The sequence below is a fragment of the Flavobacterium tiangeerense genome (genome assembly GCF_007830355.1).
Taxonomy (GTDB): domain Bacteria; phylum Bacteroidota; class Bacteroidia; order Flavobacteriales; family Flavobacteriaceae; genus Flavobacterium; species Flavobacterium tiangeerense.
In genome coordinates this window covers 76,419-92,812 of the sequence record NZ_VLKO01000006.1, presented here as the reverse complement: position 1 = coordinate 92,812, position 16,394 = coordinate 76,419, and the positions used below count along the sequence as shown (strand labels likewise).

The window sequence follows — 16,394 nt, the reverse complement described above, 5'->3', positions numbered from 1 at the left end:
TAAATTTGCATTCACGAAAAGCATTTTTGAATTATAATTTTAGATTAACAATTATACAATGAAATATACTCGATTGACCAAAGAGCAGTTTGAAGAACTGACGCAAGAATTTACAAATTTTTTAGCCACTCAAGCTATTGATAAAGCAGAGTGGGATAAAATTAAAGCTGAAAAACCAGAAGTGGCTGAACAAGAATTGGATGTTTTCTCAGATTTGATTTGGGAAGGTGTACTTTCTAAAGCAACTTATTTAGAACATTTTTCTAAAAATCATATTTTTCTTTTTCACTGTTTTGATACACATGTACAATCTATTGTTTTAAAATCTCTGGTTCCAGATGTCGATTTTTTAACTCGTGAGGGATTGCAATGGCTTAGCGACAATATGTTTACAGATACCATTGAAATGAAAGTAGGTAAAAAAGAATTTACTGAAGAACGCAATTCTTCAATTTTTGAATTGATACAACAAGGTTCTTTTTTAAGTGACGGTCAATTATACCAGCAAATAAATACAATTATAGCTTCTTAAATATATTGCTAATTCTTTTAAATTGGTTATTTTAGTACCTTATTTCACGTACTAAGATAGCCAATTTTTATTTCCATGAATATTCAAAATACAATTCAACAACTAAGAGAAGAGTTGCATCAGCATAATTACAATTATTATGTTTTAGATAATCCTGTTATTTCTGACTATGAATTTGACTTAAAATTAAAACAGCTACAAGAACTTGAGAGTAAGCATCCGGAATTTGAAGATAAAAACTCGCCTACACAAAGAGTAGGAGGTACAATAACTAAAAATTTCCAAACCGTAGTACATGAACATCGCATGTACTCTTTAGATAATTCCTATTCTAAAGAAGATCTTATCAATTGGGAAACTCGATTAAAAAAAGTTTTGGGCGATGTACCTATTTCTTATACTTGTGAGTTAAAATATGACGGTGCTTCGATAAGTATTACGTATGAAAATGGAAAATTACAAAAAGCGGTTACTCGTGGTGATGGATTTCAAGGGGATGATGTAACACAAAATATTAAAACGATAAAAACGATTCCTTTGCAACTAAAAGGTAATTATCCTTCAAAATTTGACATTCGGGGAGAAATAATTTTACCATTTGCTGGTTTTGAAAAAATGAACCAAGATTTGATTGAAATTGGAGAAACTCCATATTCAAACCCTAGAAATACTGCCTCGGGAAGTTTAAAATTGCAAGATAGCGCTCTCGTTGCAAAACGTCCCTTAGATTGTTTGTTGTATTTTATAATAGGTAGTGATTTGCCTTTCGATTCTCAATTTAATAGTTTAAATGTGGCAAGAGATTGGGGATTCAAAGTCCCCAAAGAAGCTCAATTAGCAAATAATCTAGAAGAAGTTTTTAATTTTATAGCGTATTGGGATGTGCACCGTCATGATTTACCGTATGAAACGGACGGCGTTGTTGTGAAAGTTAATTCTTTTTATTTTCAAGAAGAATTAGGGTATACAGCCAAATCTCCGCGTTGGGCTATAGCGTATAAATTCAAATCAGAGCAGGTTTCTACTCGATTAAACTCCATTTCGTACCAAGTGGGTAGAACAGGATCTATAACTCCAGTTGCAAATTTGTCTCCCGTACAACTGGCAGGAACAGTGGTTAAAAGAGCTTCCCTACACAATGCCGATCAAATTGAAAAATTAGACATACGCATTGGAGATACTGTATTTGTTGAAAAAGGTGGTGAAATTATTCCAAAAATAATTGCAGTGGATTTGAGTTTTAGACCTGAAAATACAACACCAACGGTTTATATTACAGAATGTCCAGAATGCAAAACAGAATTAATAAAAAATGAAGGTGAAGCTAATCATTATTGTCCTAATTTTTATGGTTGCCCTCCTCAAATTATTGGTAGAATACAGCATTTTATTTCCAGAAAAGCTATGGATATTGAGGGGTTAGGAGGTGAGACGGTTGCTCTACTTTTCAATAATAATTTAGTTCAAAATTATGCAGATCTTTATGATCTAAAGGTGGAACAAATTGTACCCTTGGAGCGAATGGCTCAAAAATCAGCAGAAAATCTAGTGAATGGTGTATTGAATTCAAAAAACATTCCTTTTGAAAGGGTTTTGTACGCTCTAGGGATTCGATATGTGGGAGAAACTGTAGCAAAAAAACTAGCACTTCATTATAAAAACATAGAGGCTTTACAAATTGCAACAATATCGGATTTAATACAAGTAGATGAAATTGGGGAGCGTATTGCACAAAGTGTTGTTTCGTTTTTTGAAAATGAAAACAATATTGCTATAATAGATAAGTTAAAAACTGTTGGGGTTCAATTTGAAATTATTCAAACTGTGAATCCAAATGCAACCACAATTTTCTCTGGAAAGATATTTGTAGTTTCAGGAGTTTTTGAAAAATTCTCAAGAGACGAATTAAAAAAAGCGATAGAAGATAATGGAGGGAAAGTGGGTAGTTCCATATCTGCCAAAACAGATTATGTTGTTGCAGGAGATAATATGGGGCCGGCAAAACTAGATAAGGCCACAAAGTTAAACGTTTCTATTATTTCTGAAGAAGAATTTTTGAACCTTTTAAAACCATAAAATGAAAATTTATAATGTTAAAAGTAGTTTGATCGAAAAGGCATTAATAGCTTTTATGTTTGTATTTGCATTAATTGAGGTTATTGCAGAATTGTCATCTTTTGAACCGATACTTTTTGCATTTAAACCCTTTATAGCCCTTTTGATTTTAATCTTATATTTAATTACTTCAAAAGTTAGAAATACACTTTTTATTTTAGCTAGTATTTTTTTATTTATTGTGAGTGTTTTGTTAATACCTAATTCATCTTATTTTTCCCTTGCAGCGCTAGCGGGTTATATTATACACAGGTCTTTACTTATAAGTTATATTATAAAAATAAATAAAGTGAAAGATTTTATCCCAGTGGTAATAGCAATTATCCCCACTTTATTTATTTTTTCTTACCTACTTTCTATTGCAGATGAAATTAATACATCAAGTTTTTATGGAATAGTGATTCAAAACATTGTAATATCAATTATGGCAGGGCTGGTAATATCAAATTATTTTATGAATGATAACAACGATTCACCTTGGTTGTATATTTATGGACTCCTCTTTACGGCATTGTATTTCACAGTTTTTATTGAAAAATGTTTTTTGTCAACTTTTCCACCCACTTTTTTTAGACCGTTAGGAATGGTGTTATATGTAAGTAGTTATTATGCATTTTACAGATTTGTAATTGATACAGAAAATATTCATAAAGATAGAGTGCAATAGTTAGTCATTTTTGAAATTAAAAGTAAAGCTAAACTATGATAGACTTTCCTTCAAAAGCTTTTGTTTTGTCATTGTCTACATAAAAATCAATTCTACCTAAATTGATTCCGTAACATCCCACTTGATTTACTAATACATCTTTTCCTAGTTTGTTTTTTACCACCGAAGGTTTGTCTAAAAATGTATGGGTATGTCCACCAATGATCAAGTCAATATCTTGAGTAAGTTCGGCAAGTTTCAAATCACAAATTTTGTTTGGTTCGTCTTTGTATTTATATCCTAAGTGAGACAAGCAAATCACAATATCGCATTTGTTTTCTTGTTTTAAAATTCGAACCATATCTTGAGCAATTTCAAGGGGATTATTATAAACGGTTTCTTTATACATGCCTTTATCTACAAGTCCTGCAAGTTCAATTCCTAGTCCAAAAACTCCAACTTTAATACCATTTTTATTAAAAATTTTGAATGGTTTTACAAATCCATCCATAACTGTATTTTTAAAATCATAATTGGCTGAAAGAAATTCAAATTTTGCGTGATGCATTTGAGCGCGTAGTCCATCAACACCATTGTCAAAATCATGATTACCTATGGTAGAGGCGTCATATTGCATCATACTCATTAATTTAAATTCCAGTTCCCCTCCGTAGTAGTTAAAATAGGGTGTGCCTTGAAAAATATCACCAGCATCAAGGAGAAGGACATTCGGATTTTCTTTTCTAATGCTTTCAATAAGAGCAGCTCTTCGCGCTACTCCGCCCATGTTTGCATTACGCGGATGATCAGCAGGAAATGGATCTATATAACTATGAACATCATTAGTATGTAAAATGGTAAGCTGTTTTGCTGTGGTTGTATCAAAACTACTTAGGGATAAACCTAAACTCAATAAAGCTGATCCAGCAGCGGTTTTCTCTATAAATTCTCTTCTTTTCATGGTGTATATTTTGTCTAATTGATTTTTTTGAAAATGAATTAGGATTGCTTTTTATTTTTTTTGCTGTAAACGTAGGTGCGTTTTTCCAAAAAAGGTATTGTTATTTAGTATCTAATTTAAAATCATTAATAAAAATTAGATATTACTTTTCTTCAGTAATTCTAACATCATCAATCACAGGTATGGTATCTACTTCTTTAAAATAATCGATTAGTATGTTACGTAGTTTGTATTCTAAATCAAACTTTTGAATTCCTTTTTTGAAAAAGTTCATGTTATCACCACCATTAGCAAGATAATCATTGGTTCCTACATAGTACGTGGTGTTTGCATCTAGTGGATTTCCTTGAACCATTATGTTTTTAGGATTGTTATTAGTATCAATAGTAAAAGTTATTCCAGCCAATGGATGTGGTTTTTTTTCAGCAATAAAAAAAGTAACCATCTCAAGTATTTGTTCTCCTTTTAAAGCAATTACTACGAGACTGTTTTCAAAAGGCATGATTTCAAATGCTGTTCTTGCTGTCACATTCCCTTTGGGTAATATAGACCTTATTCCGCCACTATTTAAAATGCAAATATCAATTTTCTTTTTTTCTCTGGCCTGAAAAACAATATTTCCTCGTGACAAAGTTACATCAGCCATAAGATTGCCAATTTTTGTTTGCCATTTCCCGTTGCTTTTATCTAATGTTTCTGGACAATAGGCAAGTACGCTGTCAAGATCTTTATTGATATGCTCTCTATAAGGTTTGACAAAATTTTCTATTTCAAGGTTTGTTCCTTGTTTATCAGTTACTGTAACTCTTTTACCTTCAATTTTAGTAACAGTGTAACTTTGTTTACTGCAGGATGCAATAAAAAAAAATGTTAAGAATATAACAAAAAGTTTAGAAACATCGTTATACTTTTTTAGATTTACCATTTTAAATGCGACTTTATTAATTAATTTTGTAATCAGGTAAAAGTAATATGTTTTTGAATCATATTAAAAATTTTTGGGTAAAAAAAACATTAAATAAAAAATTACAAAGTTCATCTCTTTTGATGGTACCTTCATCGGTAAAAACTATTGGAGTTATAGTTGATGGAGTCGGTTTTACAAAAACAAAACTTTTGATTAAGGAACTTGTGTTGGGAGGAATTCTTCGTGAAAATATAGCTATCCTTCAGCTTAAGAAAGATTCGGTCAATCAAATTAAAGATGAGTTTCCGAATTTGGAACACGCTCATTTACAATGGAACGGAGGTTTTAGTGGTGTAGCTCCAAAAGAGTTTTTGAGTAAAAAGTATGATGTGTTAATTAGTTATTATGATCTAGAAGAGGCTATTTTAATGCAACTTACACATTCAACAAAGGCTGATTTTAAAGTAGGTTTTGCAACAGTTGATACTCGATTACATCATTTTACCATCCAAACTACTCTTGAAAATCATGTGGTTTTTGTAAAAGAGTTTTTTAAAATTTTAAAATTACTAAATAAAATATAATTCAATATGCAATCATTAATAGGTACAGGTGTTGCTCTTGTAACTCCTTTTAAAAGCGATTTTTCAATAGATGTTGATGCTTTAAAAAGAATAGTCAATTATTCCATTGAAGGTGGAATAGAATATCTTGTAGTATTAGGTACTACTGCAGAGAATGCTACCTTATCACAAGAGGAAAAAGAACTAGTTATTACAACTGTCATTGAAGCAAATAATGGTGCATTGCCACTTGTTTTAGGAGTAGGAGGAAACAATACCGCTAAGGTTGTTGCAGAGTTAGAGACTAGAGATTTGTCAGCATTTACGGCAATTTTATCTGTATCACCATATTATAATAAACCAACTCAAGAAGGAATTTATCAGCATTTTAAAGCAGTTGCAGAGGCTTCTCCGATACCTGTAATTTTGTATAATGTTCCAGGAAGAACGGCAAGTAATATGCTGCCAAGCACTGTATTGCGTTTAGCACATGAATTTAAAAATGTAGTAGCCATAAAAGAGGCAGCTGGTGATTTAGTGCAAGCCATGCAATTGTTACAGAATAAACCATCGGACTTTTTAGTAATTTCTGGAGATGATATGATTGCTTTACCAATGGTTTTGGCTGGAGGAGCAGGTGTAATTTCTGTAATTGGTCAAGGTTTTCCAAGGGAATTTTCAAATATGATTCGACTTGGTTTAGAACGTAAAGTTGACGAAGCTTTTAAAACCCAATATCTACTTGCTGATAGTATTGATATGATTTTTGAACAAGGAAATCCCGCAGGAATTAAGCAAATCTTTCAATCCTTAGGTATTGCTTCAAATGCGGTAAGATTACCATTAGTAACCGTGGATGAATCACTAGAAAAAAGAATTGATACATTTGTAAAAAAAATCAACGGATAGGTTTTTGAATTCGATATTTTTAACAAAAAAAATATATTTTGTATTCGCTGAATTAATACCTAAATTTGCCACCGAAACTTCGGAATGATAGGTAGGTTTTTTTAGCTTGCAAATCATTATAAAATATGAAAATGAAAAAAATAATATATCTCGTTTTAACTGTTGCCTTACTCAGCTCTTGTAATGAATATCAAAAAGCATTAAAATCTGAGGATGTTGCTGTGAAATTTGAAATGGGAACCAAGTTATATGATGCTGGTAAATACTCTAAAGCATTAAAGATTTTTGAACAAATTGCACCTGCATACAGAGGAAAACCGCAAGCTGAAAAATTATTTTTTATGTTTTCTCAGTCCTATTACAAAACAAAACAATATTACTTAGCGGGATATCAGTTTGATAGTTTTGTTTCTGGTTATCCAAAAAGCGAAAAACTGGAAGAAGCAGCTTATTTAGGAGCAAAAAGTTATTCGATGTTATCTCCTGTTTATAGTTTGGATCAAACCTATACTAACAAGGCATTAGATAAGCTTCAAAACTTTATAGATGCATATCCAAATTCTCAATATGCAAAGGATGCTAATTTAGTAGTAAAGGATTTGAGTGAAAAAATCGAGAAAAAAGTATATGAAAACGCAAAAGGGTATCACACCATTTCTGATTACAAATCAGCAATAGTTGCGCTTGAGAACTTTATAGTTGATTATCCAGGTACGAAATACAAAGAAGACGCTTTGTATTATAAACTGGATTCAGCCTATCAACTAGCTATTAATAGTATTCCATCAAAAATGCAAGAGAGGTTGAATGTTGCTAAAGTTGCTCAGGCTAACTTGGTGAAATTTAATCCAGAATCAAAATACAAGAAAGAAGCTAACGACATGTTAGTGAGAATAGAAAAAGAGTTACAAAATTTTACTAAATAAATAAAGTCATGGATTTAAAAAAGACGAATGCTCCTGTAAACACAATTACATACAACAAAACGGTAATTGAAGAACCAACGGGTAACGTATATGAAGCAATAACGATTATGGCTAAAAGAGCAAATCAAATTAACTCTGAAATTAAAAAAGAACTGACAGAGAAATTAGAAGAGTTTGCTACTTATAATGATAGTCTTGAAGAAGTCTTTGAAAATAAAGAACAAATTGAAGTTTCTAAATTTTATGAAAAATTACCTAAGCCACATGCGTTAGCAGTTCAAGAATGGTTAGATGGTAAAATATATCATAGAGATTCAAATAAATAATTAGTACTATGTCAGTTTTACAAGGTAAGAAAATTCTACTTGGAATTTCTGGTGGAATTGCAGCCTATAAAACAGCTACATTAGTACGACTTTTTATTAAAGCAGGTGCACATGTCCAAGTGATAATGACACCTGCTTCTAAGGATTTTGTCACTCCACTTACGTTATCTACTCTATCAAAAAATCCAGTTCACTCTAATTTTTATGATCAAGAAAATGATAATGAGCAGTGGAACAATCATGTTGAATTAGCACTTTGGGCTGATTTAATGATAATTGCTCCGGCTACTGCAAATACATTGTCTAAGATGACTAATGGAACTTGTGATAATCTTGTAATTGCTACCTATCTATCAGCAAAATGTCCGGTTTACTTTGCACCAGCGATGGATCTAGACATGTATAAACATGCTTCTACTTTAAAAAGTTTTGAATCGTTAATTCGTTATGGTAATATTTTGATTCCTGCTGAAACAGGTGAGTTGGCTAGCGGATTATCTGGTGAAGGACGAATGGCTGAGCCTGAAAATGTTATTGCGTTTATTGAAAATGATTTAAATAGTAAGTTACCACTTCGGGGAAAAAGAATTTTAATTACTGCGGGTCCAACTTATGAAGCGATAGATCCAGTTCGTTTTATTGGGAATCATTCATCTGGTAAAATGGGTTTTGATATTGCTATTAGTGCTGCAAATAGAGGAGCAACAGTTTACTTAGTCACAGGGCCTACACATTTTAAAGTTAGTAATAGTTTGATACAAGTGATACCAGTAGTATCTGCAGAGGATATGTATCAGGCCTGTCATAATGTATATGATTCAGTTGATGTTGCCATTGCAGCCGCAGCAGTTGCTGATTATAGACCGAAAAATATTGCTGAACAAAAAATTAAAAAAACCGAAGAAAGCTTTACAATTGAACTTGAAAAGACTAAAGATATTCTTGCCTCTATGGGAGAAAAGAAAAAAAATCAGTTTTTAATAGGTTTTGCATTAGAAACTGAAAATGAAATTGAAAATGCAAAGTTGAAAATCAAGAAAAAAAACTTAGATTTGATCGTTCTTAATTCGCTACAAGATCAAGGCGCAGGTTTTGGAAAGCTAACGAATAAAGTAACATTTATAGATCAATTATTCCAAGTCTCTCCAATGGATTTAAAATCCAAAGAAAAAGTTGCAGATGATATTATGGATAAAGTATGTCAACATTTTGAAATAAAGATATAATTCTAATTTTTTTTTTCAATTCAATTTAATCAAAATATAATCGTATAACAGAAATTTGAAGATGAATAAAATAATCCCTTTTTTGTTATTTTTTATTTGTGGAATTGTTCATTCACAACAGTTAAACTGTACAGTTACGGTTGATTCGCAACGATTGAGTGCCACCAATCAACAAGTTTTCAAAACACTACAAACCTCATTAAATGAATTTGTAAATAAAACAGATTGGACAGGACAACCCATGAAGCAAGTTGAAAAAATAAACTGCTCTATGTATATTACTATACTTTCTAATAGTGCAGATCAGTTTACAGCAAGCATACAAGTCCAGTCTTCTAGGCCTACTTTTAATTCTACATATGCGTCACCAGTTTTCAATTTTAACGATAAGGATTTTAATTTTAGATATATAGAGTTTGAAAATCTATTTTTCAATCCAGCTTCATTTGATTCAAACTTGGTGTCGGTTGTGTCTTTTTACAGCTATTTAATTTTAGGTTTGGATGCTGATACGTTTGTGTTAGAATCAGGTAATCCAAATTTAGAGATTGCTCAAAATATTTGTAACGTAGCACAACAAAGTGGTGCTCGAGGTTGGAGTCAAGCTGATGGGAATCAAAACCGCTTTTTTTTAATAAACGATTTATTAGCTCCTCCTTTTAAACAAATTAGAGAGACAATGCTGGATTATCATTTGGGTCTAGATATAATGAGTCAGGATTTGAAACTTGGAAAAGAAAAAGTAAAACTTGCACTAGCTGGTTTGTCTAAACTTAGTGGGTCACGACCAAATGCTTTTTTAACCCGTGTCTTTTTTGACGCCAAATCTGATGAAATTGTCTCTATATTTTCAGGTGGTCCTAGCATCCCTATTTCAGATTTAGTTGATGGTCTCAACAAAACGTCACCATTGAATTCAAGTAAATGGTCTTCTATTAAATTCTAGGGTTTACTATATTTGTACACCTATTTCCAAATAACAATTACATGATAACGTCACTTTCTATAAAAAACTATGCTTTGATAGAGAAATTAACTATTGATTTTTCTAGCGGTTTTTCTATTATAACAGGAGAAACAGGAGCAGGTAAATCTATAATTTTAGGTGCTCTAGGTCTTGTTTTAGGAAAAAGAGCCGATTTAACTTCATTAAAAAACAAAGAAGAAAAATGTGTTATTGAAGCACATTTTGATATTTCTAAATACAGTTTAAACTCCTTTTTTGAATCTAATGACTTGGATTTTGAAAACGATACCATCATAAGACGTGAAATACTTCCTTCGGGGAAATCTAGAGCTTTTGTAAATGACAGTCCAGTAAATCTTCAGGAGTTACAGGATTTGAGTGTTTTTTTACTCGATATACATTCACAACAACAAACTCAAGAACTTTCAGATGAGAATGTTCAATTTGATATTATAGATGCAATTGCGAGTAATAAGGAGATTATTACTAAATATCAATTTTTATTAAAAGGGTACAAGTCAGATACCTCAAAGTTAAATGCTTTGTTGAAAAAACAAAGTGAAGCTAAGAAAGAGCAGGAATATAATACCTTTTTACTGAATGAACTTGTTGAGGCTAAATTAAAATCTGGTGAACAAGAAATTTTAGAATCTGATTTTGAGAAGCTAAATAATGTAGAGATTATTAAAGAATCTATGAGTAAATCTTTGGCTATAGCCAATGAAGAACAAATAGGAGTATTATACAATCTGAACGAAATCAAAAATTCGATACAAAAAATTGCTTCATTTTCTACTGAATACCAATCTTTGCTTGAGCGAATTACAAGTATTACGATAGAGTTTGATGATGTTACAGAGGAGATGGTTCGTCTTTCGGATAGATTAATTAATGATCCCGAGCAACTTAACCTAATAAGTCAAAAATTACAACTTATTTTTAACCTTCAAAAAAAGCACCAAGTTGCAACTGTTGAAGAATTATTAGTAATTCAATCTCAACTTGAAAATTCTGTTTTAGAACTTGGCAGTATGGAAGATGAAATTGGAAATTTAACGGTTTCCATAGAACAAAAAAAGAATGATCTCAACAAATTAGCATTAGATATAAGCAATAATAGATCTGCTGCTATACCTGTTTTATCAGAAAAATTAATTCAGATTTTAAGTACGTTGGGAATGCCTAATGTACGTTTTAATATTGTTTTATCAGCTTCAGAATCATTTTTTGCAAATGGTAAAGACGAGCTTCAATTCTTGTTTTCTGCAAATAAAGGAACTGATTTCGGGATATTGAAAAAGGTAGCATCGGGAGGAGAGATGTCTCGTATTATGCTGGCTGTAAAAGCTATTTTGGCTCAATATTCAAAACTACCAACTTTAATTTTTGATGAAATTGATACGGGAGTTTCGGGTGAAATTGCAATACGAATGGGAGAGATCATGAAACAAATGAGTCAATCAATGCAAATTTTTGCTATTACCCATTTGCCTCAAATTGCTGCCAAAGGAGATGCGCATTTTAAAGTGTTTAAATCAACAATTGACGATGATACACAATCAGAATTGAAGTTATTAACCACTGATGAAAGAATAGTTGAAATTGCTCAAATGTTATCGGGAACTGCCGTTACAGACTCTGCCCTTAATCATGCTAAAGCCTTGTTGAACTAATTTTTTCTATTATATTTGTTCGTTTTTTCATCATAATCTTAAAACTAAAAACATTTATTTATAAAAATAATACCCAAAAATATGATCATAGAACCAAGAATGAGAGGATTTATTTGCACGACAGCGCAACCAGTAGGATGTGAGCAAAATGTAAAAAATCAAATAGAATATGTTAAAGCTAAAGGAACTATTGATGGAGCCAAAAGAGTTTTAGTAATAGGCGCATCAACAGGATTTGGTTTAGCTTCTCGTATTACAAGTGCCTTTGGTTCTGAAGCTGCAACTATTGGTGTTTTCTTTGAGAAAGCGCCTAGTGAAGGAAAAACAGCCTCACCAGGTTGGTATAATTCAGCAGCTTTTGAAAATGAAGCACATAAAGCAGGTTTGTATGCTAAGAGTATCAACGGTGATGCTTTTTCTAATGAAATAAAACAACAAACTATTGATCTTATCAAAGCTGATTTAGGACAAATTGATCTTATAATTTACAGTTTAGCTTCGCCAGTGCGTATGCATCCTGTTACAGGTGTTTTACACAGATCAGTATTAAAGCCTATCGGTGATGTATTTACAAATAAAACTGTTGATTTTCACTCAGGTAAAGTATCTGAAATTTCGATAGCTCCTTGCAGTGGTGACGATATTGAAAATACTGTAGCGGTTATGGGTGGTGAAGATTGGGCTATGTGGATAGATGCTTTAAAAGCTGAAAATCTATTGGCACCAGGAGTTGCTACTGTTGCTTATTCTTATATTGGGCCATCATTAACAGAGGCTGTATATAGAAAAGGAACTATAGGACGTGCAAAAGATCATCTTGAAGCAACGGCATTTGCTATTACAGATGCATTAAAAAGCATCGATGGAAAAGCATTTGTATCGGTTAATAAAGCATTGGTTACACAAGCAAGCTCCGCAATTCCGGTTATTCCATTGTATATTTCGTTGTTGTACAAAATCATGAAAGAAGAAGGAATTCATGAAGGGTGTATAGAGCAAATTCAGCGTTTGTACCAAGAGCGTTTGTTCACTGGAGGTGAAATTCCGGTAGATGAAAAAGGAAGGATTAGAATTGACGATCTTGAAATGAGATCTGACGTTCAAGAGAAAGTTGCTTTTTTATGGAACGAAGCAGTTACTGAAAATTTACAGGAAATATCAGATTTAGAAGGGTATAGAAAAGATTTTTATAACTTGTTTGGATTTGATGTAGCTGGAGTTGATTATGCAGCAGATGCTAATGAAGTTGTAGCTATTGAAAGTATAATGTAGTAAGCTTTCCTTAAATAATATTTTAAAACCATCAATTAATAGTTGATGGTTTTTTTATGGATAAAGATTATCTTTGTTAAAATTTTTGATTCATAAAAAATACCCTAAATACCACTTTTAATAAGATGATGTTTTCCTTAATTATTCCCGTATACAATAGGCCAGACGAGGTTGATGAGCTTTTAGAAAGTTTATCACGTACTACATACAAAGAAATTTTTGAAATTGTGTTAATCGAAGATGGTTCTACTATTCGGTGTCAAGATGTTGCTAGTAAATATGGTAATAGATTAGATATAGCTTATTATTACAAAGAAAACTCGGGTCCTGGTGATTCTAGAAATTATGGTATGAGTAAAGCTAGAGGAGATTATTTTATCATTTTTGATTCTGATTGTATAATTCCAGAAAATTATTTGTCAGAAGTCGAATTAGCTTTGCAAAAGAATTATGTGGACTGTTTTGGTGGTCCTGATAGCGCATTAGATAGTTTTACGGATATTCAAAAAGCAATTAACTTTGCTATGACTTCATTTCTTACCACGGGAGGAATAAGAGGAGGCTCAGAAAAAATAGATAAATTTCAACCCCGAAGTTTTAATATGGGATTGTCTAGAAAAGCTTTTATGGCATCTAAGGGTTTTGGAAACATTCATCCTGGTGAAGATCCTGATTTATCCATTCGTTTGTGGAATTTAGGTTTTGAAACAAAACTTTTTCCAAAAGCATACGTATATCATAAGAGACGTATTGATTGGGAAAAATTTTCAGTTCAAGTTCATAAATTTGGAAAAGCAAGACCTATTTTAAACAGTTGGTATCCTAAACACAATAAACTTACTTTTTTCTTTCCTACGGTTTTTATTTTAGGAATACTTGTTGCTTTTTTGGCGGTGATGTTCTTTAATTTTGATATCCTTTTGCAGCTTTATTTCTTATATTTTGCTATACTTTTTATTGTAGCATCAATTAAAAATAAAAGTATAAAAATTGGGTATTTGTCCCTGATAGCTGTCTGGAAACAGTTTTATGGGTACGGAACAGGTTTTTTAAAATCGTATATTCAGATTATTGTTTTGAAAAAAGATCCTCAAACAGCATTTCCTGAAATGTTTTTCAAAGTGTAATATGACAAAAATTATTGGGTTAACAGGAGGTATAGGCAGTGGAAAAACAACAATTGCTGGTTTTTTTAAGGCAGCAGGTATTCCTATTTATATTGCAGATGATGCTGGAAAAAAAGTAATGCAAGAAGCATTTGTTTTGAACAGTATAAAAGAGGTTTTTGGTAATATAGTCTTTAACGATGGAATGCTTGATAGAGCTGAACTTGCCAAGATTGTATTTAGTGATCCAGAAAAGTTGCAAATATTGAACAAAATTGTTCACCCTGCCATAAAAAAAGATTTTGAGTTATGGTTAAAGCAAAATGATAAAGCCCAATACGTGATTTATGAAGCTGCTATTTTGTTTGAAAGTAATAAGTACAAAGATTGTGATGTAATAGTGTCAGTAGTAGCGCCGCTAGAAACTAGGATTAATAGGGTTCTTGAGAGGGATGCTACAACGAGAGATCTTGTTTTGAAACGTATAAATGCGCAATGGACTGATGCACAGCGTGTAGAAAAAAGTGATTTTGTGATTGAAAATATCAGTTTAGAATCTTCAAAGCTGGAAGTTGATAAAATTCTTAAAATTTTAAAGATTAAACAAAAACAAGCCTAGGTGTTAATGTTTGGTTAATCTATCGTTTAATATATTGTTAAAATACTAAATTTGTATTGATGAATAAACTTTTTTTTAGATTACTAGTCTTACTGATGAGTTTGTCTCTTATCGGGATAATTTTGGTGCAAGTATATTGGTTTAATACATCGTTTGAAAATAACGATGAGCAATTCAAATTTCATGTAAACCAAGTACTAGGTAACGTTTCAGAAAAAATTCAAAAGCAAGAAGCCTACAATTTTTATGATAAAATTAATCGTATTAAAGACAGTACTGGAAAAATTCCGAAAAAAGATGATTTATTAGAATTTTATTACGTTCAAAAAAATCCAAAAACGAATAAAACTATTATTTATTCGAATAGTATAATTTCAGAAGATTATAATATTTCACCTACGTTCTTTGATAAAAAATTTGATAGCGAAAAATTTAAAACTTTTAGCGCTAAGAGAGTTACTGAAGTTTATAGTGACAAATCTATTGATAAAATAGGTGGAAATCAAAGTTTGATTCCGGATATAAAAATTGAGAAATCAGGAAATTTGAATGTTCTTGATAATGCATCATTTGAAATATTTTATAAAGATTTCGCATCGGTATTACCAATACAAGAACGCGTTACTAAGGAGACCTTGAATAAAATGATTCGCAAAGAATTGATGGAATCTGGAGTAGATACTAAATTTGAGTTCAGTGTGTACAATAATAATTTAGCAACTAATGTGAAGTCTGGAGATTTTAAGTACAATAAAGAAGCTACCTATTCTATTCCAATTTTTACAGATAATGAAGGGAATAGTAAGTATCAATTGTTAGTGACGTTTCCTCATAAAAAGAAATTTTTATTATCAGAGTTGGTTAGTATTACGATACTTTCAATAGTGTTTACTCTTATTATAATTATTGCTTATTCAAGTGCGTTGAATCAATTAATAAGACAACGTCAGATATCTGAAATCAAAAATGATTTTATAAATAATATGACGCATGAGTTTAAAACTCCTATTGCAACCATAAATTTAGCTCTTGATGCTATTAGGAATCCTAAAATTATTGATGATAAAGAAAAGGTTTTGAGATACCTACAAATGATTAAGGATGAGAATAAGCGGATGCATGCGCAGGTTGAAAATGTATTGAGAATATCAAAATTAGAAAAGAAAGAGTTAGATATTTCAAAAGACTCTAATAACATACATGAAATAATTGAAGATGCTATTGATCATGTTAATTTAATAATTGAAGATAGACAAGGTACAATAAAGTGTGATTTTAAAGCTGTAAGAACTACAGTCTTAATCAATGATGTTCATTTTACAAATGTAATTGTAAACATACTTGAAAATGCAGTTAAATATTCACCTAACACTCCAGAAATTGAAATTTTCACCGAAAATATCAAGGATATGGTGATTATAAAAGTAAAAGATAAAGGTTTAGGTATGAGCAAAATTGCTCAAAAAAGAATTTTTGAAAAATTTTACCGTGAGCACACGGGAGATATACACAACGTAAAAGGTCATGGTTTAGGCCTTGCGTATGTAAAGAGAATAGTAGATGATCATAACGGTCACGTTTACGTAGAAAGTGAAAAAGGAAAAGGAAGTACCTTCATAATAAAATTACCATTAATAAATTAAAAT

Annotated in this window: 16 protein-coding genes; 14 read left to right on the top strand and 2 right to left on the bottom strand. The window is 31.4% G+C overall.

Annotation, left to right across the window (positions count from 1 at the left end):
• Positions 1-58 precede the first annotated feature (58 nt).
• The 3 genes from IQ05_RS08125 to IQ05_RS08115 all read left to right on the top strand — a co-directional run bounded on the left by IQ05_RS08125 (position 59) and on the right by IQ05_RS08115 (position 3,314).
• Positions 59-532 (top strand): DUF6495 family protein, encoded by a 474-nt coding sequence (locus tag IQ05_RS08125; RefSeq protein WP_144891846.1) that lies wholly within the window; start codon positions 59-61, stop codon positions 530-532.
• A 75-nt stretch (positions 533-607) separates the two neighbouring features.
• Positions 608-2,608 carry an NAD-dependent DNA ligase LigA gene (ligA, locus tag IQ05_RS08120; RefSeq protein ID WP_144891844.1) on the top strand — a complete coding sequence of 667 codons (2,001 nt, stop codon included), beginning with the start codon at positions 608-610 and terminating at the stop codon, positions 2,606-2,608.
• Position 2,609: 1 nt separating this feature from the next.
• Positions 2,610-3,314: a hypothetical protein gene (locus IQ05_RS08115; protein WP_144891842.1), complete on the top strand. Its 705-nt coding sequence runs from the start codon at positions 2,610-2,612 to the stop codon at positions 3,312-3,314.
• A 28-nt stretch (positions 3,315-3,342) separates the two neighbouring features.
• Here the strand turns inward: IQ05_RS08115 and IQ05_RS08110 are convergent, their stop codons facing one another.
• Positions 3,343-4,254: a bifunctional metallophosphatase/5'-nucleotidase gene (locus IQ05_RS08110; RefSeq protein WP_144891840.1), complete on the bottom strand. Its 912-nt coding sequence runs from the start codon at positions 4,252-4,254 to the stop codon at positions 3,343-3,345.
• A gap of 142 nt (positions 4,255-4,396) precedes the next feature.
• Positions 4,397-5,179: a 5'-nucleotidase C-terminal domain-containing protein gene (locus IQ05_RS08105; RefSeq protein ID WP_144891838.1), complete on the bottom strand. Its 783-nt coding sequence runs from the start codon at positions 5,177-5,179 to the stop codon at positions 4,397-4,399.
• A 53-nt stretch (positions 5,180-5,232) separates the two neighbouring features.
• On the opposite strand from IQ05_RS08105, the gene IQ05_RS08100 reads away from it, so the two are divergent.
• The 11 genes from IQ05_RS08100 (at position 5,233) to IQ05_RS08050 (ending at position 16,391) form a co-directional block, all read left to right on the top strand.
• Positions 5,233-5,745: a DUF6913 domain-containing protein gene (locus tag IQ05_RS08100; RefSeq protein WP_144891836.1), complete on the top strand. Its 513-nt coding sequence runs from the start codon at positions 5,233-5,235 to the stop codon at positions 5,743-5,745.
• Between the two features lie 6 nt (positions 5,746-5,751).
• Positions 5,752-6,633 (top strand): 4-hydroxy-tetrahydrodipicolinate synthase, encoded by an 882-nt coding sequence (gene dapA, locus IQ05_RS08095; protein WP_144891834.1) that lies wholly within the window; start codon positions 5,752-5,754, stop codon positions 6,631-6,633.
• A 131-nt stretch (positions 6,634-6,764) separates the two neighbouring features.
• Positions 6,765-7,559 (top strand): outer membrane protein assembly factor BamD, encoded by a 795-nt coding sequence (locus IQ05_RS08090; RefSeq protein ID WP_144891833.1) that lies wholly within the window; start codon positions 6,765-6,767, stop codon positions 7,557-7,559.
• Between the two features lie 8 nt (positions 7,560-7,567).
• The gene (locus tag IQ05_RS08085) at positions 7,568-7,885 is read left to right on the top strand and encodes a DNA-directed RNA polymerase subunit omega (RefSeq protein WP_026709525.1); all 318 of its coding nucleotides are present in this window, start codon (positions 7,568-7,570) and stop codon (positions 7,883-7,885) included.
• Between the two features lie 8 nt (positions 7,886-7,893).
• Entirely contained in the window at positions 7,894-9,111 is a 1,218-nt protein-coding gene (gene coaBC / locus IQ05_RS08080; RefSeq protein ID WP_144891831.1) for a bifunctional phosphopantothenoylcysteine decarboxylase/phosphopantothenate--cysteine ligase CoaBC, read from the top strand.
• Positions 9,112-9,172: 61 nt separating this feature from the next.
• Positions 9,173-10,057, top strand: coding sequence for a type IX secretion system protein PorD (gene porD, locus IQ05_RS08075; protein WP_144891829.1), 885 nt, complete (start codon positions 9,173-9,175; stop codon positions 10,055-10,057).
• Between the two features lie 41 nt (positions 10,058-10,098).
• Positions 10,099-11,751 carry a DNA repair protein RecN gene (gene recN, locus IQ05_RS08070; RefSeq protein ID WP_144891827.1) on the top strand — a complete coding sequence of 551 codons (1,653 nt, stop codon included), beginning with the start codon at positions 10,099-10,101 and terminating at the stop codon, positions 11,749-11,751.
• 81 nt (positions 11,752-11,832) lie between these two features.
• Entirely contained in the window at positions 11,833-13,023 is a 1,191-nt protein-coding gene (gene fabV / locus IQ05_RS08065; protein WP_144891825.1) for an enoyl-ACP reductase FabV, read from the top strand.
• 125 nt (positions 13,024-13,148) lie between these two features.
• Positions 13,149-14,150, top strand: a complete 1,002-nt coding sequence (locus IQ05_RS08060) for a glycosyltransferase (protein ID WP_144891823.1) — start codon at positions 13,149-13,151, stop codon at positions 14,148-14,150.
• Between the two features lies 1 nt (position 14,151).
• Positions 14,152-14,748: a dephospho-CoA kinase gene (gene coaE / locus IQ05_RS08055; RefSeq protein ID WP_144891821.1), complete on the top strand. Its 597-nt coding sequence runs from the start codon at positions 14,152-14,154 to the stop codon at positions 14,746-14,748.
• 59 nt (positions 14,749-14,807) lie between these two features.
• Complete coding sequence (locus IQ05_RS08050) at positions 14,808-16,391, top strand: sensor histidine kinase (protein WP_144891819.1); 1,584 nt, start codon at positions 14,808-14,810, stop codon at positions 16,389-16,391.
• Positions 16,392-16,394 lie beyond the last annotated feature (3 nt).

Excerpts from the sequence above, each read along its gene's own strand:
- IQ05_RS08125 (WP_144891846.1), top strand. The coding sequence starts at position 59 with ATGAAATATACTCGATTGACCAAAGAGCAGTTTGAAGAACTGACGCAA.
- ligA (WP_144891844.1), top strand. The coding sequence starts at position 608 with ATGAATATTCAAAATACAATTCAACAACTAAGAGAAGAGTTGCATCAG.
- IQ05_RS08115 (WP_144891842.1), top strand. The coding sequence starts at position 2,610 with ATGAAAATTTATAATGTTAAAAGTAGTTTGATCGAAAAGGCATTAATA.
- IQ05_RS08110 (WP_144891840.1), bottom strand. The coding sequence starts at position 4,254 with ATGAAAAGAAGAGAATTTATAGAGAAAACCGCTGCTGGATCAGCTTTA.
- IQ05_RS08105 (WP_144891838.1), bottom strand. The coding sequence starts at position 5,179 with ATGGTAAATCTAAAAAAGTATAACGATGTTTCTAAACTTTTTGTTATA.
- dapA (WP_144891834.1), top strand. The coding sequence starts at position 5,752 with ATGCAATCATTAATAGGTACAGGTGTTGCTCTTGTAACTCCTTTTAAA.
- IQ05_RS08090 (WP_144891833.1), top strand. The coding sequence starts at position 6,765 with ATGAAAAAAATAATATATCTCGTTTTAACTGTTGCCTTACTCAGCTCT.
- IQ05_RS08085 (WP_026709525.1), top strand. The coding sequence starts at position 7,568 with ATGGATTTAAAAAAGACGAATGCTCCTGTAAACACAATTACATACAAC.
- coaBC (WP_144891831.1), top strand. The coding sequence starts at position 7,894 with ATGTCAGTTTTACAAGGTAAGAAAATTCTACTTGGAATTTCTGGTGGA.
- porD (WP_144891829.1), top strand. The coding sequence starts at position 9,173 with ATGAATAAAATAATCCCTTTTTTGTTATTTTTTATTTGTGGAATTGTT.
- recN (WP_144891827.1), top strand. The coding sequence starts at position 10,099 with ATGATAACGTCACTTTCTATAAAAAACTATGCTTTGATAGAGAAATTA.
- fabV (WP_144891825.1), top strand. The coding sequence starts at position 11,833 with ATGATCATAGAACCAAGAATGAGAGGATTTATTTGCACGACAGCGCAA.
- IQ05_RS08060 (WP_144891823.1), top strand. The coding sequence starts at position 13,149 with ATGATGTTTTCCTTAATTATTCCCGTATACAATAGGCCAGACGAGGTT.
- coaE (WP_144891821.1), top strand. The coding sequence starts at position 14,152 with ATGACAAAAATTATTGGGTTAACAGGAGGTATAGGCAGTGGAAAAACA.
- IQ05_RS08050 (WP_144891819.1), top strand. The coding sequence starts at position 14,808 with ATGAATAAACTTTTTTTTAGATTACTAGTCTTACTGATGAGTTTGTCT.